The sequence below is a fragment of the Nocardia sp. NPDC059177 genome, from assembly GCF_042755165.1.
In the GTDB taxonomy this organism is placed as follows: domain Bacteria; phylum Actinomycetota; class Actinomycetes; order Mycobacteriales; family Mycobacteriaceae; genus Nocardia.
In genome coordinates, this window is sequence record NZ_JBHZBX010000012.1 from 47,879 (window position 1) to 73,667 (window position 25,789).

The following is a 25,789-nucleotide window of genomic DNA, read 5'->3' on the forward strand; positions in this document are numbered from 1 at the left end:
TTGGAACCGCAACGTCGCCCCGGTGGACGCAGCGCCCGGGTCCGCGAGGCCGTCCTCGACGCCACCGCCGCCGAACTCGCCGAGCACGGCTATCCCGGTCTCACGGTGGAGGCCGTCGCCCAGCGCGCCGGCGTCCACAAGACGACCGTCTACCGCCGCTGGCGCGGGCCGGAGGGCCTGGTCGCCGACGCCCTGGAGCGGGCAGGCGAACAACCCTGGCCGATCCCCGACACCGGCACCCTCACCGGCGACCTCCGCGCCCTCACCGAACTGCTCCGCACCGGCTTCACCGACCCCGAATCCGGCAGCGTGGCAACAGCTTTCGTCGCCGCAGGCATGCAGCACCCCGATGCCGCGGCCGCCCTGCGCAGCTATTACACCGCCCGCCACCGCGACGCCGCGGTCATCATCGACCGCGCCGTCGCCCGCGGCGAACTCGCACCGGAAGTCGACGCGACCGAGATCATCCGCTTCGCGACGGCCCCGGTCTTCCACCGGCTGTTCATCACCCACGAGCCGGTCACCGCCGAGCATGCCCGCCGGGCCGCGGACGCGGCAGTCACGGTGGCGCGGACGACGCAGGGACCGGACGGTCAGACCCGGACGGCGTAGACCTCGTGGAGTTCGGTACCGGCCAGGGCTGGGTCCTGCCGGGTGCGCGGGCTGAGTCCGTGCGCGTCCAGGACCTGGCAGAACTCACCGAGCCGCCCGTCGTGATCGTGCACCTCGGCCACGACCGCGCGGATCCGTGACCAGTCCGATTCGGTGATGCCGAGCAGCACATCGAATTCGGCCCGCTCGACATCGACCTTGAGCAGGCCGATCTCGGCGGTGGTGTCGTGCGCGGCCAGGATCGCCGAGACCGTGGTGACCTCGACGTCGATCTGCTCACCGTCGTGCAGGCCCCGGGTGATCAGCGAGATCGCGTCGTCGGGTAATCCGCTGTTGCGCAGGAAGATTCGCGTCGCCTCGTCGTCGGCGGCCGGATCGGCGTACAGGCCCGAATTGGCGGTGGCCCGCGGGTACCAGGTGAACGGCAGCACGCCGGGCGCGGCGCCGACGGCGACTTCGAGTGCCACGCCGCCAGGCACGTGGGCAGACATGTTGCGGCGCAGGCAGTCGTAGGTCGCGGGCGCCGGTTCGGCCGCGATCACCCGCACCGCGGGGTGGGTGTCGGCGAACATCATCGCGCTCAGCCCGATGTTCGCGCCGATGTCGACGGCGAGGTCGCCGGGTCGCAGTGTGGCCGCGGCCTGGCGGTAGAACCCGTCGACCGCCATCTCGTTCCAGAGCATGCGCGCTTCGGCGGGGCTGGTGCAGGTCACGGTGCGGCCGTCGTCGAGCCGCAGATTCTGCTGAGTGGTCATGAGGACATGAATCCTTCGAGGATCGGGCCGATGGCGGCCAGCGCGGAGGGGTGTGTCAACTCGAGGTGCCGTGCGTCGATGACGGTGTTGTGGACGGTGCCGGTGATGTGCGGTTGCCAGGTGCCTGCGATGGCGGCCGGATCGGGACGGTCCTTACCGGCGGTGAAGAACACCAGGTCACCGTCGAAGACCCGGGGCCGGTAGGCATCGGCGAGGGCACCGGCGGTGTCGAAGCTGCGCATCACGCGGTCGACCTGTTCGGCGGTGAACAGGCCGGTGCCGGTGATCTGTTCGCGCACGACCTGCCAGGCCTGCTCGGGCGTGCGGGCGGTGACCGCGTCACCGAGGTCGAACAGTTCCCGCCAGCCACCGAGCAGGTCGGCCAGCACCTCACCCGGGGCGGAGCCGTTCCCGTCCGTCGCCGGCGGCACTCCCGCCGCGCTGTCCATCATGGCCAGCAGCGCGACCTGTGCGCCCTGCTCCTGCAGCAGCACCGCCACCGCATGGGCGATCGCACCGCCCAGCGACCAGCCGAGCAGGTGGTACGGACCGTCCGGCTGCGCCCGGCGGATCTCGTCGGCGTAGCGCCGCGCGAGGTCCTCGATCGAGGTGGCGATCGGCTCGGCCGCGACGACATGGGGATCCTGGAGCCCGTACACCGGGCGGTCGCCACGCAAGTGCCCGACCAGGCCGCCGTAGAACCAGGCCAGCCCGCCCGCGGGATGGATCGCGAACAGCGGCGTTGCGGCCCCGGTGGGGCGCAGCGGCAACAGGACCTGCATGCCCGACGCGCCGTCGGCCTCGTCGGCGCGGCGGGCGAGGGCGCGCGGGGTGGCGTCGTCGAACATCCACGGCAGTTCGATCGCCACGCCGCGCGCGCACGACTCGGTCACCGCCATCGTGGCCAGCAGCGAGTTGCCGCCCAGGTCGAAGAATCCTTCGGTCGCGCCGACCCGCGGCACCGACAGCACCTGGGCGAAGACCTCGGCGACCACGGCCTCGGAATGGGTGCGCGGTGTCTCCGGCTCGACAGTTTCATCGTCGAAGACCGGCGCGGGCAGCGCTTGTCGATCGAGCTTGCCGTTGATCGTCACCGGCAGCGCGGGCAGCACGACGATCACCGACGGCACCATGTAGCCGGTGAGCACCTCGGCCACGGCCCGCCGGATGCCCGCCGGATCGACCGGCTGCCCGTCCACCGCGACGACATAGCCGATCAGCTGATCGACCTCCCTGACGTGCCGGTGCACCGCGGCCGCCGCCTGCGCCACACCCGGCTGACGCAGCAGGGCCGCTTCCACCTCACCCAATTCGATCCGGAAACCACGCAATTGGATCTGGGCGTCGGCCCGGCCCAGGTATTCGAGCTCGAGCCCGGCGGGGCCACGGCGCCACCGGCCGAGGTCACCGGCGCGATACATCCTGGCGCCCGGCGCGCCGAACGGTGTGGCGACGAACCGGCCCGCCGTCAGCGCGGCGGCGCCGCGGTAGCCCCGGGCGAGCTGCTCGCCGCCGGTGTACAGCTCGCCGGTGACTCCGACGGGCACCGGCCGCAGGCGATGGTCGAGAACGTGGACCGTCATCCCCGGCAGTGCGGTGCCGATCCCGCGCCCGCCCGCGCCATCGATCTCGGCGAAACCGACATGCACGGTCGTCTCGGTGATGCCGTACATGTTCACCAGTCGCGGCGATCCCGCCGGATGGGCCGCGAACCATTCGCTCAGCCGGGTCGCGTCGAGCGCTTCACCACCGAAGACGACATAGCGCAGCGCCGACTCGCCATCGGCGGCCTCCCGGTGCCGCTGTTGCGCCGCCACGAATCCGTAGAAGGCCGAGGGTGTCTGGCTCAGCACGGTGACCCGCTCCCTGGCCACCAGGGCGGCGAAGGCGTCCGGCGTGCGGGAGGTGTCGTAGTCGACGACCACCAGCCGCCCGCCGGAGAGCAGGGCGCCCCACATCTCCCAGACCGCGAAATCGAAGGCGTACGAGTGGAACATCGTCCAGACGTCGGCGGGTCCGACATCGAATTTCTCGCGCGCGTGGGTGAGCAGGGTGACCACGTCACGGTGGGTGACGGCGACACCCTTCGGCCGCCCGGTCGACCCCGAGGTGTAGATCAGGTAGGCGAGATTGTCCGGGCGCGGAGTGCGCGCGGGCCGCGTGTCCGGGACCGGTGTGCCGTCGTCGAGATCGATGACGGGACCGTCGAATTCCGGTAGCCGGGACACCGCGCCGGACCAGGTCAACAGGGCGACCGGTTTCGCGTCGGCGAGGACGAAACGCAGCCGTTCGGCCGGATACGCCACATCCAGCGGCAGATAGGCCGCGCCCGACAGCACGACACCCAGCAGGCCGACCACCAGATCGGCGGTTCGCGGCAGCGCCACGGCCACCAGCGTTTCCGGTCCGGCGCCGCACGCGATCAGCCGGGCCGCGACCGAACGCGCGCGCAGCTCCAGTTCGCGGTAGGTCAGGACCGTCGTGCCGTCGGTCACCGCGACGGCGTCCGGCACGAGCACGGTCCGGTGCGCGAACAGCTCGCCGAGCGTCGTCGCCGGGACGACAGCACCGGGTTCGCCTGCGGCGGTGCGCAATTCGTGTTGCTGCCGGGGCTCGAGGTACTCGATGTCGCCTACCACGACTCCGGGATCGGCGGTGACCGCGTCCAGGATCCGGACATACCAGCGGGCGAAACGCTCCATCGACTCGTCGGTGAAAAGATCGGTGGCGTAGGTCAATCGGCCCACGATGCCCAGAGCCCGCCCCTCGGGATCGTACTGTTCGACCAGTTTCACATTCAGGTCCGACTGGGCTTGTTCGAAGTAGTTCCCGACCGGCTCCACCGTGATCCCCGGCAGGTCCAGCACGGCCTGATCGAGGTTCTGGTAGTCGATGGTCACCTGGTAGAGCGGCAGGTGCGCGGTGGATCGCGGTGGGTTGATCGCCTCGACGACCTGCTCGAACGGTACGTCCGCGTGCGCCATGGCGGCCAGGTCCGCGGCCCGGACGGCTGCCAGCAGATCCGCGAAGGGTGCGCCGGGCGGCACGGGCGTGCGCAGGACGACGGTGTTGACGAACATGCCGATCAGATCGTCGAGTTCGCGGGCGCCGCGACCGGACATCGGTGTGCCGACGGCGACGTCACCGGTGTTCGCCAGGCGCGACAGCAGCACGGTCAGCGCCGCGTGCGCGACCATGAACGGCGTCGCGCCCGCTGTGCGGGCCAGCGCGCCGATCCGTTCCTGCAACGGCGCGCCGATCGCGAATTCGAAGGCTCGCCCACGCATCGACGCCACCGGCGGGCGCGGCCGATCGGTGGGCAGTTCGAGCAGTTCGGGCAGTCCGGCCAGCGTCGCCCGCCAGTACGCCAGCTGGCGGGACAGCAGCGACTCGGGATCGCTGTCGTCGCCGAGTACTTCGTGCTGCCACACCGCGTAGTCGGGGTACTGCACCGGCAGGGCGGGCCAGCCGGGCTCGGTCGCGGCCGTCACGGCGTGATAGGCGGCGGCGACATCGCGGGCCAGCGGGATCATCGACAGTCCGTCCGCGCAGATGTGGTGCACGGCGATGACCAGCACGTGATCGTCGGGGCCCACCTCGAACAGTTCGGCCCGCACCGGCGGCGCTTCGGTCACCTGGAACCCGGCCGAGACCACCGTGGCCACCGCCTTCGGCAGCACCGATTCCTCCATCACGACCGGACGCAAGGCGGGCACGACCTCGTCGGCGCCCACGACGACCTGCCGTGGAACACCGTCGACCACCGGGAATTTCGTGCGCAGCGACTCGTGCCTGTCGATGACCAGCGCACAGGCCGCGCGCAGGGCGGACAGGTCCAGCTCGCCGGTCAGCCGGACCACCAGGGGCACGTTGTAGGCGCCGACCGTGGCGTCGAACTGGTTGAGGAACCACATGCGCAGCTGTGCCGGTGACAGCGGTACCGCGGCGTCGTCGGGGCGCCGGGTCAGCGCCGGGCGCCCGACCAGGTCGCGGCTGGTCAGGTGGGTGGCGAGGTCGGCCAGGACCGGGAATTCGAACACGTCACGGACCGAGACGCGGATACCCAGCGCGGAGCCGAGCCGCGCGGTCAGCCGGGTCGCGGTCAGTGAATTGCCGCCGAGATCGAAGAAGTCGGCGCGCAGGCCGACCCGCTCCAGGTCGAGTACCTCGGCGCAGATGTCGGCGACGACCTGTTCGGTCTCGGTGGCCGGGGCCAGGTAGCCGGCGGCCGGCGCGCCGACCGGCACCGGCAGGGCCGCGCGATCGAGTTTCCCGGTCGTGGTCAGCGGCAGCTGTTCCAGCACCACGCACACATCGGGCACCATCGAGGCGGGCAGCCGGCCCCTGGCCCATGCCCGTACCTGGTCGGGGTCGACCAGGTCTCCGGTCAGGTAGCCGACGAGCCGGTCGGTCCCTTGCCCGTCGGCACGCACCAGCGCGACCGCGTGGGTGACGTCGTGATGCCCGGCCAGGACCGTCTCGATCTCGCCGAGTTCGATGCGCTGGCCGCGGATCTTGACCTGATGGTCGGTGCGCCCGAGGTATTCGAGTGTGTGCCCGGCGGTCCAGCGGACCCGGTCACCGGTGCGATACATCCGCGCTCCCGGTGCGTACGGGTCCGCGACGAAGCTCGCCGCGGTGGCGCCCGCGCGGCCCAGGTATCCGCGGGCGGGCTGGACGCCGCCGATGTACAGTTCGCCGGTCACCCCGACCGGCACCGGCCGCAGCCGGGAATCCAGCACCACCGCGGTGGTGCCGCGGATCGGACCGCCCAGGGTGACAGTCTCCCCTGCCCGCAGCGGATCGCTGATAGCGACCATGATCGTCGTCTCGGTCGGGCCGTAGCCGTTGAACAGTTCCCGGCCCGGTGCCCACGCTGCGGTGAGTTCGGCCGGTACCGCTTCGCCGCCCGCGACGAGCACCCGCAGACCATCCAGGCCCTCGGGCGACATCGTCGCCAGCACGGTCGGGGTCAGGAACGCATGGGTCACGGCGTGTGCGCGGATCAGGGCGGCCAGCTCCTCGCCGGCGAAGACATCCGGCGGCGCGACCACGAGCGTCGCGCCGTGCGGATGGGCCATCAGCAACTCCAGCATGATGGCGTCGAAACCTGGTGCGGCACACTGCAATACCCGGGATTCCGGCTCCACGTGGTAGCGCTCGCGCTGTTCGGCGGCGAAGTTGGCCAGACCGGATCCGGTCACCGCCACACCCTTCGGCGTGCCGGTGGTGCCGGAGGTGTAGATGATGTACGCGGTGTCGGCAGCCCGCGCCGGGACGGCCCGTGCGGCCACCGGAACCTCCGGTGCGGAATCGTCGACGACGAGAATCTGCCAATTCCCTTCCGGCACAGCCCCGCCCGTGTCCGTGGCGGCCAGCCGGGCGCCACAGCCGGCCAGCATCACCGCGAGCCGTTCCGCCGGATTGCGTGGGTCGAGCAGCGCACACGCCGCGCCGATCTCGGCCACCGCCCAGATCGTGGTGACCAGCTCGATCGAGCGCGGCATGACCACGCCGACCGTGTCCCCGGGCGCGACACCGTGCGCGATCAGCCGCTCGGCCAACCGGTGTGCCTTCGCGTCCAATTCCGCGAAAGTGACCTGTTCGGCGCCGCACACCACCGCCACGCCCTCGGGTCGCCGGGCGACCCCGCGCCGCAGCAGGTCGGTCAGCGGTTCCGGCGGCACGCTCGGCGCACCCTTGGCCGGCACCAGCGCGCTGCGTTCCCTTGCGGTCAGCAGGTCCACGTCGCCGACGCGGGTCTCCGGATCGGTCGCGATCCCGCGCAGCACCCGGTGCATCCGGTCGGCCAGGCCGGCGGCGGTGGCCGCGTCGACCCGGGATCGCTGATAGCGCACCCGCAGGTGCAGGGTGTCGGTGTGGTGCGCCTGCACGGTGATCGGGTAGTGCGCGGCATCGGCACCCTCGACGGCGGTGACCCCCATTCCGTCGATATCGGCGTCACCGAGCCCACTGCTGTCGACCGGGTAGGACTCGTAGGCCACGAGGGTGTCGAACAGTCCGCCCCCGCCTGCGGCGGCCAGGATGTCGGACAAGGCGATGTGGTGATGGTCGAGCAGCCGGGTCTTGTCCGCCTGCAATCGCCGCAGTGCCTGGGTGAAAGTCCGGTCCGGCCGGACGTGCACGGGCACCGGCAGGGTGTTGACGAACAGCCCGATCATGGATTCGACGCCGGGCAGGTCGGCGGGGCGTCCGGAGACGGTCTCGCCGAAGACGATCCGCTCCCGGCCGAGCTGGTTCGCCAAAACGGTTGCCCAGGCGAATTGGACGACGGTCGACATCGTGACGCCGTGCGCCCTGGCGAACTCGCTGAGCGCGAGGTCCAGGTCGGCGTCGAGGTCCAGGCTCAGGTCGACCGGGATGTCGACGGTCGCCGCGCCGCCGGTCTCGGCCACCAGCGTGGGTTCGGTGAACCCGCTCAACGCGTCCCGCCAGACCGCGACGCCGGCCGCGCTGTCGTGACGGTCGAGCCAGTGCAGGTACTCACCGTAGGACGGTGCGCCGGGTAGCAGTGCCGTATCCGCCCCGACCGCGTACAGCCCGATCAGGTCGCGCAGCAGCAGCGGTAGCGACCAGCCGTCGAGCAGCAGGTGGTGCGCGGTCAGGATCAGCCGGAACTCGGTGGGCGACACCGTGACCAGGACGAACCGCACCAGGGGTGGGTCGGCGGGATCGAAGGCCGCGGCCCGCTCGCCCGCGAGGATCTCCGGCAGCGCCGCGCTGGACGCATCGACCGTGCGCCAGTGCGGCGCCACCTCGACCGGAACCACCTGCGCCGCAGTGCCGTTCGCGGTCCGGGTGAAGGCGGCACGCAGATTCGGATGCCGCTCGAGCAGCGCGCTCGCCGACCGGCGCAGCCGGGTCTCGTCGAGCGAACCGGTCAGCGTCATCATGGATTGCGCGGTGTAGACGTCCAAGGCGCCGGCTGCCAGCTCGGCGTGGAACAGCAGTCCGCTCTGTAGCGGCGCCAGCGACCAGACCGCGTCGAGCGGACCGTAGCGCGCGGTGAGGTCGTCCAGGTCGTCCTGGGCCAGGGCGACCAGCGGAGTATCGGACGGGGTGAGTCCCCACGCGCTGTCCCGGGTCGCGGCGTCGGCGATCTCGGTGAGCGCGGACCGCCATTCACCGAGCAGGTCCTCGACCGCGTCGCTGTCGAGAAGCCTTGTCGCATAACCGATCTGCGCCGACAGCACCGGCCCGTCCGGCATATCCGCGATGGTCGTGTCGATCGTCAGCGCGGCAGCGGCGGGCATGTCGGGGTCGAAGGCCGCCTGCCGATCGACATCCTCCGGGGCGGGGATCCAGGCGACGCCGGACAGTGCCGCGAGGTCGACCCCCGCCCGGCCGAGGTTGTTGAAACTGATCTGCGGTGTGGGTAGCGCGGCCAGTACCTGCGCGGTCTCGCCGTGCAGATAGCGCAGCATGCCGTAGCCGATACCCTTGTCGGGAATGTCGCGCAAACATTGTTTGACCGCCTTCACCGCCGCCCGCGGATCGGTGTCGTCCACGACGAGATCGACCGGGTACGCGCTGGTGAACCAGCCGACCGTGCGCGACAGATCGGCGCCGGGAGCGAGCTGCTCCTCGCGGCCGTGACTCTCCAGCAGAATGCGCGCCCCCGCGTGGTCGATGCCGCGCCGGCGGCGCCAACGTGTCACTGCCATCGCGAGACCGGCGAGCAACGCGTCGTCGGTGGTGGCACGGGCCGCCCCAGGGATAGCGCCGAGCAGCGCGGCGGTCAGGGTGACCGGCAGCGTCCACGTCGTATGCGCCACCGCCGCGTGCACATCCACGGCCGGGTCGAACATCTCGCGCCCCAGCGGCGGTTCGGGCCGTGTGCCCATCGCCTGCCAGCGACCGAGTTCACCGGCGCGCCCGGCGGCCGAGGTGGTCAGCACCTCCGCCCACCGGCGCATCGACGTCCCCACCTCCGGTAGCTCCACCGGCCGCCCCTCGACGACCTGCTGCCAGGCAGCCACGAAGTCCGGGATCAGGATCCGCCACGACACACCGTCGACCGCGAGATGGTGCACGACGATCAGGGCCCGCCCCGCCGCCGCGACACCGGGTTCCGGCACCAGGCACACGACCTGCACCATCACCGCCCCGGCCGGATTCAACCGCGCCGCAGCCTCCGCCAGCGCCGCTTCGGCCAGCGCGGTGAATCCCGCACTGCCCGGCACACTTCCGGACCCGAAGGCTCGCACCGACACCACCTCGTCCGCGTCGACCGCGCCCCGGGGCAGGACTTCGAGGTGGTCGTTGTCCAGCCGGGCGCGCAACATGTCGTGCCGGTCGAGCACGGCCCGCACGGTCGCGACCACGTCGTCGCGGCGTGCGTCGCCGGGCAGCTCGACCAGCAGGGACTGCGCGAACCGGGCACCACCCGGCCGGGCCAGGAACCAGGACACGATCGGGGTGGGCGAGACCTCGCCGACCCCGCCGCCGGGGAGTTCGGCGAGCGTCGCCCGTCCCGCGGCCTCGGCGACCTGCGCGAGGCCGCGGACGGTCCTGTGCTCGAAGATGTCCCGCGCCGTGACCACGACACCGGCGGTCTTCAGCCGCGCGGCGAGCTGGATGGACATGATGGAATCGCCACCGAGCGCGAAGAACGAATCCTCCACCCCCGCCGTCGGCAGACCGAGCAGCTCGGCGAAGATCGCGGCGATCCGCCGCTCCAGCTCAGTCTGCGCGGTCGCGGTCGCGACACTCGTGGCGGCAACGGGTTCCGGGAGCGCCCGCCGATCGATCTTGCCGGTCGCCGACATCGGCATCTCGTCGAGCACCGTGATCGCCGAGGGCACCATGTGGTCGGGCAGCGCACCCGATATCCGCTCCCGCACCGAGTCCACATCGATCGTCGCGTCCTCCCGCGCGACCAGATAGGCAGCCAGCATCGGTTGCCCGGCCGGGCCGCGCCGGCTCACGGTGACCGCCGTCGCCACTTCCCGGCACGCGAGCAGTGCCGCATCGATCTCGCCCAGTTCGACGCGCTGACCGCGGATCTTGACCTGGAAGTCGGCGCGGCCCAGATACTCGATGGTGTGCTCGGCCGTCCATCGCACGAGGTCGCCGGTGCGGTACATCCGCGTACCCGGGTCACCGAAGGGATCGGCGACGAACGCGCCCGCGGTCGCGCCCGCCCGGTTCAGGTAACCGCGTGCGAGCGACCTGCCCGCCAGATAGAGCTCGCCGACCACCCCGACCGGGACCGCTCGCAACCGCCGATCCAGCACGACGGCCCGCACCCCACGGATCGGGGCGCCGATGGTGACCGGATCACCGGGCCGCAATGCGGCACTGACACTCACCGCGACTGTCGCCTCGGTGGGTCCGTACACATTGTGGAATCGGCGGCCCGGTGCCCAGGTGGCGACGAGGTCGGCGGACACCGCTTCCCCGCCGACGGTCAGCATCCGCAGCGACGCCAAGCCGTCGTCCGGCAGGGTCGCCAGCACGCTCGGTGTGAGAAACGCATGGGAGACCTGTTCTGCGCGAATCAGTTCGGCCAGTTCCGGGCCACCGAACACTTCGGCGGGCGACACCACGAGCGTGGCGTGCGCGGTGTAGGCCATCAGTGACTCCATCAGCAGCGCGTCGAACGCGGGCGACGCCACCTGGAGTACTCGCGACGAGCGGTCCATCCGGTAGTGCTCGTCCTGTTCGGCCGCCAGCCCGGCCAGACCCTCGTGCGTGACGACCACACCTTTGGGAGTACCGGTGGACCCGGAGGTGTAGATCAGGTAGGCCGCGTCGTCGAGGCGCACCGGGCAGACGGCGGGACCGGCCGCGTCGCCGGTCAGGTCGACCTCGTCCACACACCACCACTGGACCTGCTCCGGTAGCGACGCGCGCGCCGAGGCCAGTGTCACGCCGAGCCGGGCACCGGAGTCCGCGACCATATGGGCGATTCGGTCGGCGGGGTGACGCAGATCCATCGGGACGAAGGCCGCACCGGTCTTCGCGATCGCCCAGAGCGCGACGTGGAAGTCCACCGAACGTGGCAAGGCCAGGGCGACAAAGCTGCCCGGTGCCGCACCGGCCGCCGAGAGCATCGCGGCGAGCCGGCCGGATCGCCGGTCCAGGTCACCGTAGGTCAGCGTCTCGCCGGCACCGATCAGCGCGGTCGCCGCCGGATCCGCCGCGGCGCGAGCGAGGAGTTCCGGCAGTGTTCGCGCGGTGACCCGCGCCGCCTGCCCGGCAGGCACCAGCTGTTCGGTTTCCTCGGCACTGAGCACATCGATCGCGCCGATCGCTGTTTCCGGCCGAGCGGTGACGGTCTCCAGCACACGAACCAGCCGCTGCGCGAATCGCGTCGCGGTGTCCGGACCGAAAAGGTCGGTGGCGTAGATGATCTCGCCGGTGAACCCGGCGCCGTCGCGCCGTTCGTTCATCAGCACCGTGAGATCGGTCTTCGCCTGCGCGGTGTCCGGGTCGAGCAGCTCGATATCGATGCCGTCGAGTTCGAAGCGGGTGGTTTCCGCGTGCCGGAAACCGAGCAGCACCTGGTACAACGGCGAGTACGCGGTGGAGCGGGCCCGGTCGAGCAGTTCCACCAGCCGTTCGAACGGCACATCCGCGTGCGCCAGCGCGTCCAGGTCGGTATCGCGCACCTGCGCCAGGAACTCCCGGAACGAGGATCGCTCGTCGATCCGGGTACGCAGGACAACGGTGTTGACGAACATGCCGACCAGATCGTCGAGCTCGGGGCGACCGCGACCGCCCACCGGCGTGCCGACCGAGATGTCGTCGCTGTGCGCGGTCCGGGCGAGCAGGACAGCCAGCGCGGCATGGACGACCATGAACATGGTGACGCCCTCACGTGCCGCGAGTTCAGCGATCGCGGCATGTACCGGCGCCTCGACAGCGAAGCCGACCCGCCCACCTGCCATCGACAGCACGGCGGGCCGCGGTCGATCGGTCGGCAGTTCGAGCGACTCGGGCGCGTCGGCCAATGTTCGCTGCCAGTAGGCGATCTGGCGCGCCGCCGGCGATTCCGGATCGTCTTCGGCCCCGAGCACGTCGCGTTGCCATACGGCGTAGTCGGCGTAGTCGACGGCCAGCTCCGGCCAGCCGGGTGCCCGGCCCTCGCGCCGGGATCGGTAGGCGGTGAACACATCCCGGGCCAGCGGTGCCATCGACGCGCCGTCGGCGGCGATGTGGTGCACGACCAGAACGAGCACATGTTCATCGGGCCCGGTGCGATACAACCGCGCACGCAACGGCGCCGTGTGGGTGACGTCGAAGCCCGACTCGACCGCCTCCCGCACCGCTTCGGCCAGCAGGCCCGGATCCGTGATGTCGGCGAACTCGACATCGGCCAGCCCGGTGGCGCTGTCGTGCACGAGCTGCCGCGGCCTGCCCTGCACCGCAGGGTAGACCGTCCGCAACGGTTCGTGTCTGCCCACCACGTCGATCATCGCCGCACTCAGTGCGGGCACATCGAGCGTGCCGGTCATTCGGGCCGCGAAGCAGATGTTGTAGGCGCCGGAGGTGGGATCGAGCTGGTTGAGAATCCAGATGCGCCGCTGGGCCGCGGCCAGCGGGATCTCCGCGGCACCTCGGCGCCGGACCAGCGGGATCTCCGTGTACCGGTCGCGGAGCGCGACCCGCTCGGCCAGCTCGGCGATCGTCGGTGCCTCGAAGATGTCGCGAACGCGCACGCGCACGCGCAGCGCGGCTTCGGCGCGCGCGGCGACCCGGGCTGCCGACAGCGAGTTCACTCCGATGTCGAAGAGGTCTGCGGCGACGCTGACCTCGTCTGTGCCGACGATGTCGGCGACGATCCGCGCCAGCACCGCCTCGCGCTCGTTCCTGGCCGCGAATTCGGCGATCATCTTCTCCCGCAACGCGGCCTGGTCGGTGTGCGCGTCGTCGGTTTCGTCGAAGACAGCGCGGGCGAGCGCCGCGCGGTTGAGCTTCCCGCTGGTGATGAGCGGCAGCGTGTCGAGGACCCGCACTGTGGCAGGTACGAGGTAGGCGGGAAGCAGCCGGGTCAGCTGCTTACGGATCGCCGCGCCGTCGAGCGTCGCACCTCGCGCCGGGGTGACGAACGCCGTGATCTGGTCCGCGGTCACGATGGCGACTGCCCGCGACACCGCGCCGATCGACCGCAGCGCGGCCTCGATGTCACCCGGCTCGACCCGCTGACCACGGAATTTCACCTGGAAGTCGCTGCGGCCGACGTAGACCAGAGCCCCGCCTGCCGTCCACCGGACCAGATCGCCGGTGCGGTACATCCGCTCGCCGGGCGAGAAGGGGTTCGCCACGAATCGGTCCGCGGTCAGGTCGGGTCGCGCGATGTACCCGCGCGCGAGCTGATCGCCGGCCAGATACAGCTCACCGACCACTCCGGACGGGACCGGCAGCAATCGCGAATCCAGCACGAACGCCCGCGTGTTCCATTCCGGCACACCGATCGGCACCGAACCGCGATGGGAATCCTCGCCACGCCAGTGGGTCACCGATACCGCTGCTTCGGTCGGCCCGTACAGGTTGTGCACCCGTGCGTCGCAGATCGCGCGCATCGCAGCGACGGTCTCCGGTGCCAGCGCCTCGCCGATGACGAGAACCACTCGCAGCGAGGCGATGGTGCCGGGTGCGGTGACATCGGCGAACACCGACAGCATCGACGGCACGAAGTCGGTGATCGTGACGCTGTGCGCCGCGATGGTTTCGGCGATATAGGCCGGATCACGATGCCCGTCGTGGGTCGCGACGACCAGCTTCGCGCCACTGCGCAGCGCCATGAAATAGCCCCACAGCGACACATCGAACGTCGTCGCGGTCTTCTGCAGATAGACGTCCTCGGCCCCCATCGGGTATTCCGCGAGCATCCAGGCGATCTGATTGCCGATCGCCTGATGCGATACCGCCACACCCTTCGGGCGACCGGTCGAGCCGGAGGTGAAGATGACGTAGGCGGGGTGCTCTGGCCGTACCGGCCGGATCAGCTCGCCCGGGCGCACCGGCTGACCCGAGAAACCCGCCGGCCGCACGGTATCCATGGCGATCACCGGCACCGCATCGGGGACGTCGACCGTGTCGGCGGTGGTGGTCAGCACACACACCGGCCGCGCGGTCTCGAGGATGTGCGCGATCCGGTCGGCCGGATGATCCGGATCCAACGGCACGTACGCACCGCCTGCGGTGAGGATCGCGTACATGCCGACCACCAGATCGAGTGACCGGCGCACTGCCAGACCGACCAGCGATTCCGCACCGACCCCGCGCTGTATCAGCAGCCGGGCCAATCGGTTCACCCGTTCGTCGAACTCACGATAGGTCAGCTCGGTGCCCTCGTAGACCAGCGCCACCCGATCGGGGCAGGCCGTCACCGCGGCCCGATAGCCGTCGAGCAGGAGCGCGGGCGCGAGTTCGTACCGGGTCTCGTTCCACTGCTGGAGGATGCGCGCACGCTCGACCGGATCGAGCAGGTCGACGGCACCCACGGGAGCGGCCGGGTCTGCCACCACTGCCGCCAGCAACCGCACCAGCCGGTCGGCGAAACCGGTGACGCCCGCTGCGTCGAAGAGGTCGGTGGCGTAGGTGAGGCGCAGGTTCATGCCCGTGGTCCGGTGATCCGCGCCGTGGTCCTCGGTGACCATCAGCAGCAGGTCACAGATCGCCGCGTCGGCGCCGACATCGATGGTGGCGATGTCCAGGCCGGGGACGTCGAGCTGAGCCGGTGTCATGTTCTGATAGGCGAGCATGACCTGGAACAGCGGCGAATGCGCGGTCGAGCGGGCCGGATTCAGGACCTCGACGAGCTGTTCGAAGGGAACGACGGCGTGGTCGAATGCCTCGACATCGGTGCGCCGCACCAGATCGAGCAGGTCGGTGAAACGCTGCGCGGGACGCACCCGGGTACGCAACACCAGGGTGTTGACGAACATACCGACGAGCCGGTCCAGCGACCGGTGGCCGCGTCCGGCGTACGGAACACCGATGGTGATGTCGTCACTGCCGGACAGCCGCGCCAACAGGATCGCCAGTGCTGTGTGCACCACCATGAACGGTGTCACGCCGGTGCGCCGGGCCAGTGCCGTGACGGCGGTGGCGATCTCGGCCGGCACCGTGGTCTGGATCGTCGCGCCGTGGTGGGTCTGCGCGAGTGGTCGCGGGCGGTCGGTGGGCAGCGAGAGCACATCCGGTATCCCGGCGAGCTGGGTCCGCCAGTAGGCGAGATCGCGCGCGGCGGCGGAATCGGGCGCGGCCAGTGTCTCGCGTTGCCACAGCGCGTAGTCGGCGAACTGGACGGGCAGCGGTGCCCACGCCGGTGCGGTCGCGGCGCATCGGGCGCGGTAGGCCTCGATGATGTCGGCGGCCAGCGGTGCGATCGAATACCCGTCGCAGTTGATGTGATGGACCGACAGCGCCACCGCGTGCGACGACGGCGCCAGTTCGAAGATCGCGACCCGCAGCGGCGCGCCCGCGGACACATCGAACCCGGTGCCGAAGAACTCCCGTAGTCGCGCGACGAGCTCCGCCTCGGTCACCCGGCGCGCGGAGAGGTCGCAGGAATCGACGACTTCGCCCGCCGACAGCACGACCTGCGCGGGGGTGCCCTCGAACGCCGGATACGCGGTACGCAGGATCTCGTGCCGTTCGACGACATCGCGCACGGCCGCAGCGAGCGCGGCGGGATCGATCCCGCCGTCGATCCGGATCGCCAGCGGCACCACATAACTCGCCGAGTCGGGGTCGAGCTGGTTGAGCAACCACATCCGGCTCTGTGCCGGCGAGAGCGGGACCCGATCCGGACGTGCGCCGGGCACCGGTCCGGCGACGGCACCTCCCGCGCGCAGTCGTTCGATCCACCGGGCCAGCTCGGCCACCGTCGGCGCCTCGAAGACGGCGCGGACGGGGATCTCCACGCCCAGGACCTCGCCGATCCGGCTGAGCGTGCGGGTGGCCAGCAAGGAATTGCCGCCGAGGGTGAAGAAGTTGTCGTCGGCGCCGACCCAGGGCACCTGGACGAGATCGCCGACGACGGTCGCGATCGTCTCCTCGACGATTCCGCTGGGTGCCCGGTACCGCGCGGTGCTCTCGTGCGGGTCCGGTGCGGGCAGAGCACGATAGTCGACCTTGCCGTTGGCCGTCAGCGGGAGCGCCGCGATCCGGACCACCTGCGCGGGAACCATGTACGCGGGCAGGCGCGCCAGCAGGAACGCCCGGACCAGGTCGGCGTCGAGTGGCTCGGCACTCACGACGTAGGCCACCAGGACGGGCTCACCACCCACCGTCCGCACCCTGGCCACCGCGGCATCGATGTGTTCGTGGGTGAGCAGAGCCGCCTCGATGTCGCCGAGCTCGACCCGCAGCCCGCGAATCTTGACCTGGTCGTCGTGGCGTCCGACGTAGCGCAGTCCGCCGGATCGATCCCACCGGACCAGGTCACCGGTCCGGTACATCCGGTCGCCTGGACGCGCGGCGACCGGGTCTGCGACGAAAGCGGCAGCGGTGAGATCCGGACGGGCGTGGTAGCCGCGGGCGAGCTGGATACCGCCGAGGTAGAGCTCACCGGTGACCCCGGCGGGGACCGGGCGCATCCGGGTATCGAGTACGCGCACCACCACATTCGCCTCGGGATCACCGATCGGCACCACGCTGCCGAGGAGATCGATCTCGTGGGCCGTCACGCTGACAGCGGCTTCGGTGGGACCGTAGAGATTGTCTATCCGTGCGTCCCCCGCCGCGCGGAACCGGTCGACGGTGGCCACGTCCAGCGGCTCACCGATGCACAGCACCTGCCGCAACGAGCCGAGGCCGGCCGCGGTCGCATGGTCGAGGAACGCCGACAACAACGACGGCACGAAGTCCGCGACGGTGACTCCGTAGCGTTCGACGAGCCGGGCCACGGCGGCGGGATCGGTGTGCGCGTCGGTGCCCGCGACCACCAGCGACGCGCCCGAGGTCGGGGCCGCGAACAGCTCCCACACCGACAGATCGAAGGTGACCGGTGTCCGCAGCATCAGCACGTCATCGGAGCCGATTCCGTAATGCGTACCGAGCCAGCGCAATTGGTTCACGACCGCCTCGTGGGTGAGCGCGACGCCCTTGGGGATGCCGGTCGAGCCCGACGTGAACAGTACATAGGCCAGGTCGCCGGGCAGCAACGCGCGACGACGATCGGCATCGGTGACGGCCGCGGTGTCGGTCGCCGCCGGCAACAGCTCCGAGAGTCGCCAGATCGGCACATCGGTGCCGATGTCGGCCTCGTCGTGCACCAGCACGACCTCGGGCCCGGCCGTGGTGAGCATTGTCTGTGTCCGCTCGGCGGGGTGATCCGGGTCCAGCGGCAGATACGCCGCACCGGCCGTGTGGACCGCGTAGAGCGTGATGAGCAGTTCGACCGAGCGCGGCACCGCCACCGCCACCAGGCTCCCCGGACCGACACCGCGGCCGATGAGTACCCGGGCCAGCGCGTTCACCTCCTCGGCGAAGCGGCGATAGGTGCGGGTCGCGCCCGTCCGGTCGTCGATGACGGCGATGCTGTCCGGGGTCGCCTCGACCTGCGACGCGAACAGGTCAGCGATGGTCGCGTCGTCACCGGTCGATGCCGGTCCGGCCCCGCGGGCGGCCAGCTCGGCGGACTCGTCCCCGCTCAGCAGTGCCAGGTCACCGACCGGCTGGTCCGGGTCGGCGACGGCACCGCGCAGCACGCGAACGAACAGCTCGAAGATCGACGCCACCGTGGATTCGTCGAACAGGTCTGTCGCGTAACCGAATTCGACACCGATCTCGCCGGGCGCACCGGCGGCGTCCATGGTGTCGACGAGGTTGAGGTGCAGGTCGTATTTGGCGACTCCGGGATCGATGAGTTCGGCCGTCACGGTCGACCCGGCCAGCCGCAGGGTCGGGATATCGATGTTCTGGAACGAGAAACCGACCTGGGTCAGGGGCGCGTGCGCGGTACTGCGCGGCGGATTGAGCTCCTCCACCAGCCGCTCGAACGGGATGGCCGCGTTGTCGAAGGCCGCCAGATCACGTTCCCTGACGCGGTCCAGGATCTCGGTGAACGGCGCCGACAGGTCGACGTGCACGCGCAGCACCAAGGTGTTGACGAACATGCCGATCAGCGGGTCCAGCGCGGGTTCTCCGCGTCCGGCCACCGGGGTGCCGACCGCGATGTCGCCGGTCCCGGACAGGCGGGCCAGCAGCACCGCGAACGCGGCATGGGCGACCATGAACACGGTGGCGTCGCGGTGGCGGGCGAAGGTGACCAGGTCACGGTGGAGATCGGCGGGCAGGGTCGCCGACAGCGCCGCCCCGTGGAAGGACTGCTGCGCGGGGCGCGGCCGGTCGGTCGGCAGGTCGAGCACCTCGGGCAGCTCTGCCAGTGCGGCACGCCAGTATCGGATCTGTTCGGCCGTCGGGCTCGCCGGATCATCGGCCGAGCCGAGCAGCGCACGCTGCCACAGCGTGTAGTCGGCGTACTGCACCGCGAGCGGGGCCCAGCCGGGCTCCTCCCCCTGGGTGCGGGCACGGTAGGCGAGGGCGATGTCGGTCGCCAGCGGACCCAGTGAGGATCCGTCCATGGCGATGTGATGCGCCGAGAGCACCAGCGTGTGGTCGTCGGGTCCGGTGCGCAGCAGTGCCACCCGCCACGGCACCTCGGCGCCGACATCGAAGCCTGTCGAAATCTGCCGCGAAATCCTGTCCTGGAGAGCATCTTCGGTGACCGTCTCGGGCGTGAGCTCCGGCGTGCAGTCGCCGGCGGGCAGGATCTCCTGCCACGGTCCGTTGTCGCCGTCGGGGTAGCGCGTCCGCAGCGTTTCGTGCCGTGCCACGACATCGGTGAGGGCGGCGGCCAGCGCGCCGACATCGAGTGGGCCCGAGATCCGGACGACAACCGGCACGTTGTACACCGCCGACGCGTGGTCGAAGTGATTCAGGAACCACATGCGGGTCTGGGCGGGAGACAGCGGAATCCGATCGGGTCGGCGTTGGGGTCGCAGGGGCGTACGGCCTGCACCGGGCGAGCGGGGACCGTGACCGGCGGCGATCTCGTCCAGCTCGCGGGCGAGCGCGTCGACCGCCGGTGCCTCGAACACGGTGCGCACCGGAATGTCGACGCCGAAGGTCCCCGACAACCGTGCCGCGACTTTGGTGGCGGTCAGCGAATTGCCACCGAGATCGAAGAAGTTGTCCAGCACACTGATTCGCGACGCACCGAGCACGTCACGGTAGACACCCGCCACGAGCTGCTCGGTCGGCGTCCGCGGACCGATGTCCGGGCTGCCGCTGGGGAACACCGGCTCGGGAAGGACGGTGCGATCGAGTTTTCCGCTGGCCGTCAGCGGGAACCGGTCCAGCACCATACAGACATCAGGGACCATGTGCGCGGGCAGCCGGTCGCGGGCAGCGGCGCGCACCCGCTCCGCGTCGACCCCCGCCCCGACGAGGTAGCCGACCAACCGGTCGGCACCGGTGCCGGCGCGGACGACCACCACGGCCTGGGCCACAGCGGGATCCTGCGCCAGCACCGCTTCGATCTCACCCAGTTCGGTGCGCTGACCACGGATCTTCACCTGGTGATCGGCCCGGCCGAGGTAGTGCAGAGTCAGCTCCGGTGTCCACCGGACCAGGTCGCCGGTGCGATACATCCGGGTTCCGTCACCGCAGGGATCGGCGACGAAACTGGTCGCGGTGAGCGCGGATCTGCCCAGGTAGCCGCGGGCCAACTGCACCCCACAGATGTAGAGCTCACCCGCCGACCCGACCGGTACCGGCCGCATCCTGGCATCGAGCACCTGGGCAGCGATACCACGGATCGGACTGCCGATGGTGATCGGGCCGTCGGCGGGTACGGGGTCGCTGATCGCGACCATGATGGTGGTCTCGGTCGGGCCGTAGCCGTTGAACAGGCGACGGCCCGGGGCCCACCCCGCGCTCAGTTCGGGCGTCAGCGCTTCGCCACCGGCGATCAGTACCCGCAGACAGTCCAGCCCGGCCGGCGACATCGAGGCCATCACCGTGGGCGTCAGGAAGGCGTGTGTCACCCCTTCCGTCCGGATCAGTGCGGCCAGTTCGGTCCCGGCGAAGACATCCGGTGGGGACACCACCAGCGCGCCACCACCCGGGTGCGCGAGCAGGATCTCCAGCATCACCGCGTCGAAGCCTGGCCCGGCGGCCTGCAACACCCGCGCCCGCGGGTCCACGTCGTAGCGTTCTTGTTGTTCGGCAGCGAAATTGGCCAGGCCCTGATGGGTGACCTCGACTCCTTTCGGTACACCGGTCGTACCGGAGGTGTAGATCACGTAGGCCACATCTCCCGGGTACACCGGCCTGCCCCGCTCCACGTCGGTCACCGGCGCCGGCGCATACCCCTCGGTGATACTGCGCGACACCGGATCAGCGACAACGAGCCGGACCCACGGCCCGTCCGGTACCGCATCGTCGACCTGCGCGCTGGTCAGCACGACCCGGGGCCGGCTGTCGGTGAGCATGGCCCGGAGCCGATCGCGCGGATTGCGCGGATCGATGAGCACCACCGCGGCTCCGGTCTTCGCGACAGCCCACACCGCGACCACGAAGTCCGCCGAGCGCGGCAGCACCATGGCGACCACTTCGCCCGGCCGCGCGCCCTGGTCGATCAGGCGGCGGGCGAAGCGGTTCGAGAGCTGGTCCAGCTCGGTGAAATCCATCCGCTCGGTACCCGAGATCACCGCGGGACCGCGCGGTGCGACAGCTGCACCGCGCGCCAGCAGGTCGGCCAGCGCCACACCCGGCACCGCCGCCGCGCCACGGACCGGCAGCAGCTCGGCGCGTTCGGCATTCGACAACAGCTCCACATCGCCCACCGGTGCGGCCGGATTCGCCACCACCGCGGCCAGGACGCGGTGCAGCCGCGCGGCCAGCAGCTCGACGGTCGCCGCGTCGAACAGGTCGGTCGCGTAGTTGATCCGCAGCGCCACGTCACCGGTACCGGCGGTGTTCGCAGCCACCGTGACGACCAGATCGACCTTCGCCGGCTCCGCGCCGGGCTCGGCCACCTCGACGGTGAGCTCCGGCAGCGTCAGCCCGGCCCGCTCGGTGTTGTCGAAGGCCAGATAGACCTGGCACACCGGCGCGTAGGCGGTCGATCGCCCGGGGTCGAACTCCTCGACGACCCGGTCATAGGGCACATCGCCGTGGCCGAACGCATCGAGATCGATGTCCTTGACGCGGTCGAGGAACACCGTGAACGATTCATCGCCGCGAACCGGTGTCCGCAACGCCACCGTATTGACGAACATGCCGACCATCGGCGCCAGGGCCGGCTCGCCACGCCCGGCCAGCGGCGCGCCGATGACGATGTCGGCGGTCCCCGACAACCGCGACAGCAACACCGCCAACGCCGCGTGCACGACCATGAACGGGGTGACATCCGCGGCACGGGCGAGCTGTTCCACGGCGGCATAGGTGGACGCCGGGATCTCGCTCACGACGACATCACCGCGCAGCGTTCGGCGCGTAGGTCGCGGCCGGTCGGCAGGCAGGTCGAGAACGGCGGGAGCGCCCGCCAACTGTGCTGTCCAGTACCGTAATTGGTCGGCCGACCGCGATTCCGGATCCGACTCGTCACCGAGCAGGCGCCGATGCCAGTGCGCGTAGTCGGCGTACTGCACGACCAGCGGTGGCAGCTGCGGCGCCTCCCCCTGCGACCGCGCGACATACGCGGCCGCGAAGTCGAGGGCCATCGGCGCCAACGACGCACCGTCACAGCAGATGTGGTGCAGGACCAGAACCAGCACGTGCCGATCGGGCCCGGTGGCGAGCACGGCCGCCCGCAGCGGCGGCCGGGCGGTGACATCGAAGCCCTGTCCGGTCAATTCGCCGAGGCGGGCGTCGAGCAGTTCGGGCGCGAGGTTCTGCGGAAGACACGAGAATTCCGCCATGGCGGACTCGGCGGACAGGATCTCCTGTGTCCCCGTGCCGTCGACCACCGGATAGCGGGTGCGCAGTGTCTCGTGCCGCTCGATGACGTCGCCGAGCGCGGCCCGCAGCACCGCGAGGTCGAGCCGACCGGTCAACCGCAGGACCAACGGGATGTTGTACGCGCCGCTGTCCGGCTCCGCGCGATTGATCAGCCACATCCGCAGTTGCGCCGGCGCGAGCGGCATCCGCTCGGTGCGCGGTACCGGCGCGGGCACCGGCCTGGCTCGGCGCCGGGCCCGGCCGACGCACTCGGCGAACCCCGCCACTGTCGGATTGCCGAACAGGTCGCGGACCGACAATTCGCAACCGCTCGCCTCCACGACACGGACGACGGCCCCGGTGGCGGTCAGTGAATTGCCGCCCGCCTCGAAGAAGCTGTCGTGTACGCCGATCTCGTCCACACCGAGCACCTCGGCGAAGGCCCGCGCGACCAGCTGTTCCACCTCGGTCCGCGGCGCGACGAAATCCACCGGGACCGTGGCCACCGGCTCGGGCAGCGCACGCGCGTCGAGCTTGCCGTTGACCGTCAGCGGGAGCTCGTCGAGCACCATCAGCGTCGCGGGCACCATGTACTCGGGCAGCACCGACCGCGCCAGCTCGGCGACCGCGTCGATGTCGCAGTGGGCACCCGTCACCGGCACCAGGTAGCCGACCAGCCGCGCCGCGTCGGTGTCGGCCCGATGGACGATCACCGCGGCGGCGGCCACCGCCGGATGGGCCAGCAGTGCGGCGCGGACCTCGTCGAGCTCGATCCGGAACCCTCGCAGCTGGACCTGGCCGTCGGCACGACCGCGGTATTCGAGTGCACCGTCGTGATTCCAGCGCGCGAGGTCCCCACTGCGGTACATCCGCGCCCCGGGATTCCAGGGATCGGCGACGAAGCGCCCCGCGCTGAGGGCGGGCTGGCGCAGATACCCGCGCGCCAATTGCGCTCCGGTCACATAGATTTCGCCCCACGCGCCGATCGGCGCCGGTCGCAGCCGCCGATCGAGGACATAGGTACGCAGCCCCGGCAGTGCCGTACCGATGATGCCGGGCGCGCCGGGCACCGCGACGGTGGAGTCCAGGTCGGCGCGGGTGACGAACACCGTCGTCTCGGTGATGCCGTAGCTGTTGACGATCAGCGGCGTCGCCGGGTTGTCCTCGTACCACGGCGCCAGTGCCCCCGGATCCAGTCCCTCGCCGGACAAGACGACCATCCGCAGGGCGGGCTCACCGTCGGGAGCACCCGCCGCGAGGTACCGCCGCTGGGCGGCAGCGAAGTGGTAGAACGCCGAGGGTGTCTGACTGAGCACGGTCACTGCCTCGCGGGCGACCAGGCGGACCAGCTCGTCGGGCGCGCGGGCGGTCAGCCCGTCGACGACCACCACGCGACCACCGCAGACCAGCGGGCCGAATACCTCCCAGATCGAGTAGTCGAACGCCATCGAGTGCAGCCACGTCCAGACCTCACCCGCACGGATATCGAGTGCCGCGACAGCATTCGACAGGTAGGTCGCCACCGCGCGGTGACTGATCACCACGCCTTTGGGTCGTCCGGTCGAACCGGAGGTGAAGATGACATACGCGGCGTCGTCCGGACGCAGCGGTGCGATCCGGTCGGCGTCGGTGACCGGCACCGTCGAGCCGTCGAGGCCGGCACCGGGGTCGAGCACGACCGCCGCGCTACAGGTCGTGGCCGCGGCACCCACGATGACGACCGGATCGGCCCGGCCGACAATGTCATCCAGTCGCTGCGCCGGGTGCGTGGCATCCAGCGGAAGGTAGCCGGCACCGGACTTCAGGACGGCGAGCATCGTGACGATCAGCTCGATCCCCCGCGGCAGGACCACAGCGACCAGTTCGCCCGGCCCGGCACCGTGGGCGATCAATCGCCGGGCCAGCCGCGTCGAGCGCTCGTCGAGTTCGCGGTAGGTGAGGCTCGCGCCGTCCGCGGTGACCGCGTCGGCATCGGGCGTTGTCCGCGCCTGCCGCGTCAGCAGGTCCACCAGCGTCTCGGTGGGGGTCACGCCACCGGGATCGGTGCCGGCACCGACGAGCACACGCGCCTGTTGCGGGGATACCAAGGGCAGGTCGAGCACGTGCGCGTCGGCGTCCGCCTCGACGAAACCGTGCAGGAACTCGATGAACGCGTCCGCGTGCACGTCGATGTCGTCCTGGCTGTACAGGTTGTCGTTGCCGTGCAGTTCCACGAGCAGCGGGGCGTCCGGGCCGGTCCGGTACAGGTTGATCTGCAGATCCTCGAGCGCGCCCGAGGTGAGCGCGTGGTAGTGACCGACGGCGTCACCCAGCCGGAGCGCGGAGTCGAAGAACAGGATGTTGACCACCGGGCCGTAGGTGGTCGCGGAGTTGTCGATGGCGGGCGAGGCACGGCGTAAGTCCTCGAATCGGTAGCGCTGATGCCGGAGCGCGGCGACGAGCTCGCCGTTCGACGCCGACACCAGCTCACCCACTGTGGTGGTGTCGTCGATCCCGAAGCGGATCGGCACCATATTGGCCAGCATGGCGGCGGCGTTGCGCAGCCGCACGGTCACCCGGGCGGTCATCGGAACCGACAGCACCACGTCGTCGGCACCGGTCATCCGGGTCAGGAAGCCCGCGAACGCCGCGACGAGCAGCTGCGCGGCCGACGCGTCGAGCTCGGCGCAGCGCTGGTCGACCAGCGCGCACAACGGTGCGGGCAGCCGGCGCGCGGCGACCCGGTCCACCGTGCTCGGCCGACCGGCCCGACCCGACAGACCCACCGGTCCCGGGAGCCCGGTGACCTTGTCCAGCCAATAGGCCTCGTCGGCGGCGAATCGCGAGCTGGTGCGGTAGGTCTGCTCCTCGTCGGCGATTTCGCGCAGGTTGGCCGCGACCAGGCGGGCCGGCGCTCTGCCCTCGCGCAGGGCGTTGTAGTGCTCGGCCACGCGACCGAGCACATTGAACGCGCCGTACCCGTCGATGATCAGGTGGTGGGCGCGGGCATACCAGAGGTGCCGGTCCACGCCGATCCGGATCAACCGGGTCATCCCGAGCTGGTGCTGGGTGATGTCGACCCGGCGGGTGTAGTCCCGGCGCATCCAATCCAGTGCGGCGGCCATCGGATCGGTGTGCGTGCTCAGGTCGAGGACCAGCTCGTTGAAGGTGATGCTGCGGTCGACGAACTGGAACGGGCGCCCGTCCACCTCGACGATGCGTACCATCAGCGACTCGGTCTCCGCGCCCGCCGCGTGGGCCGCCCGGTTGAACAGGGCCACATCGATCGGCCCCTCGATCTCGACGTACTGGGCGATGTTCGTCGCCGGACCGCTGTACGCGCTGTCGGCCAACCACATGCCGTATTGCGCGGAGGAAAGCGGAATCAAATCCTGATCACCGGCACAGCTCTCGACAGACTCCATGTTTACCCGACCCCTCGCATGGCTACCGACTAATGTTTCGACCCCGCTGCCGTACACCCACCTGCATCACCCTGCCCGATGGACGCGGATTCCCGA

General features: G+C 70.6%; 3 protein-coding genes. 1 reads left to right on the plus strand and 2 read right to left on the minus strand.

What is annotated here, in order from left to right; translation table 11 throughout:
• Positions 1-612, plus strand: a complete 612-nt coding sequence (locus ACFXK0_RS16940; RefSeq protein WP_379411244.1) for a TetR/AcrR family transcriptional regulator — start codon at positions 1-3, stop codon at positions 610-612.
• Here ACFXK0_RS16940 and ACFXK0_RS16945 read toward each other — a convergent pair.
• Complete coding sequence (locus ACFXK0_RS16945; RefSeq protein WP_379411246.1) at positions 594-1,367, minus strand: FkbM family methyltransferase; 774 nt, start codon at positions 1,365-1,367, stop codon at positions 594-596. The two genes, ACFXK0_RS16940 and ACFXK0_RS16945, sit on opposite strands and share 19 nt — an antisense overlap.
• On the minus strand, positions 1,364-25,750 hold the full coding sequence (locus ACFXK0_RS16950; RefSeq protein WP_379411247.1) for a non-ribosomal peptide synthase/polyketide synthase: 24,387 nt from the start codon (positions 25,748-25,750) through the stop codon (positions 1,364-1,366). The genes ACFXK0_RS16945 and ACFXK0_RS16950 overlap by 4 nt, the downstream gene beginning before the upstream one ends.
• Positions 25,751-25,789 lie beyond the last annotated feature (39 nt).

Coding starts and splice junctions, on each gene's coding strand:
- ACFXK0_RS16945 (WP_379411246.1), bottom strand. CDS start 1,367: ATGACCACTCAGCAGAATCTGCGGCTCGACGACGGCCGCACCGTGACC.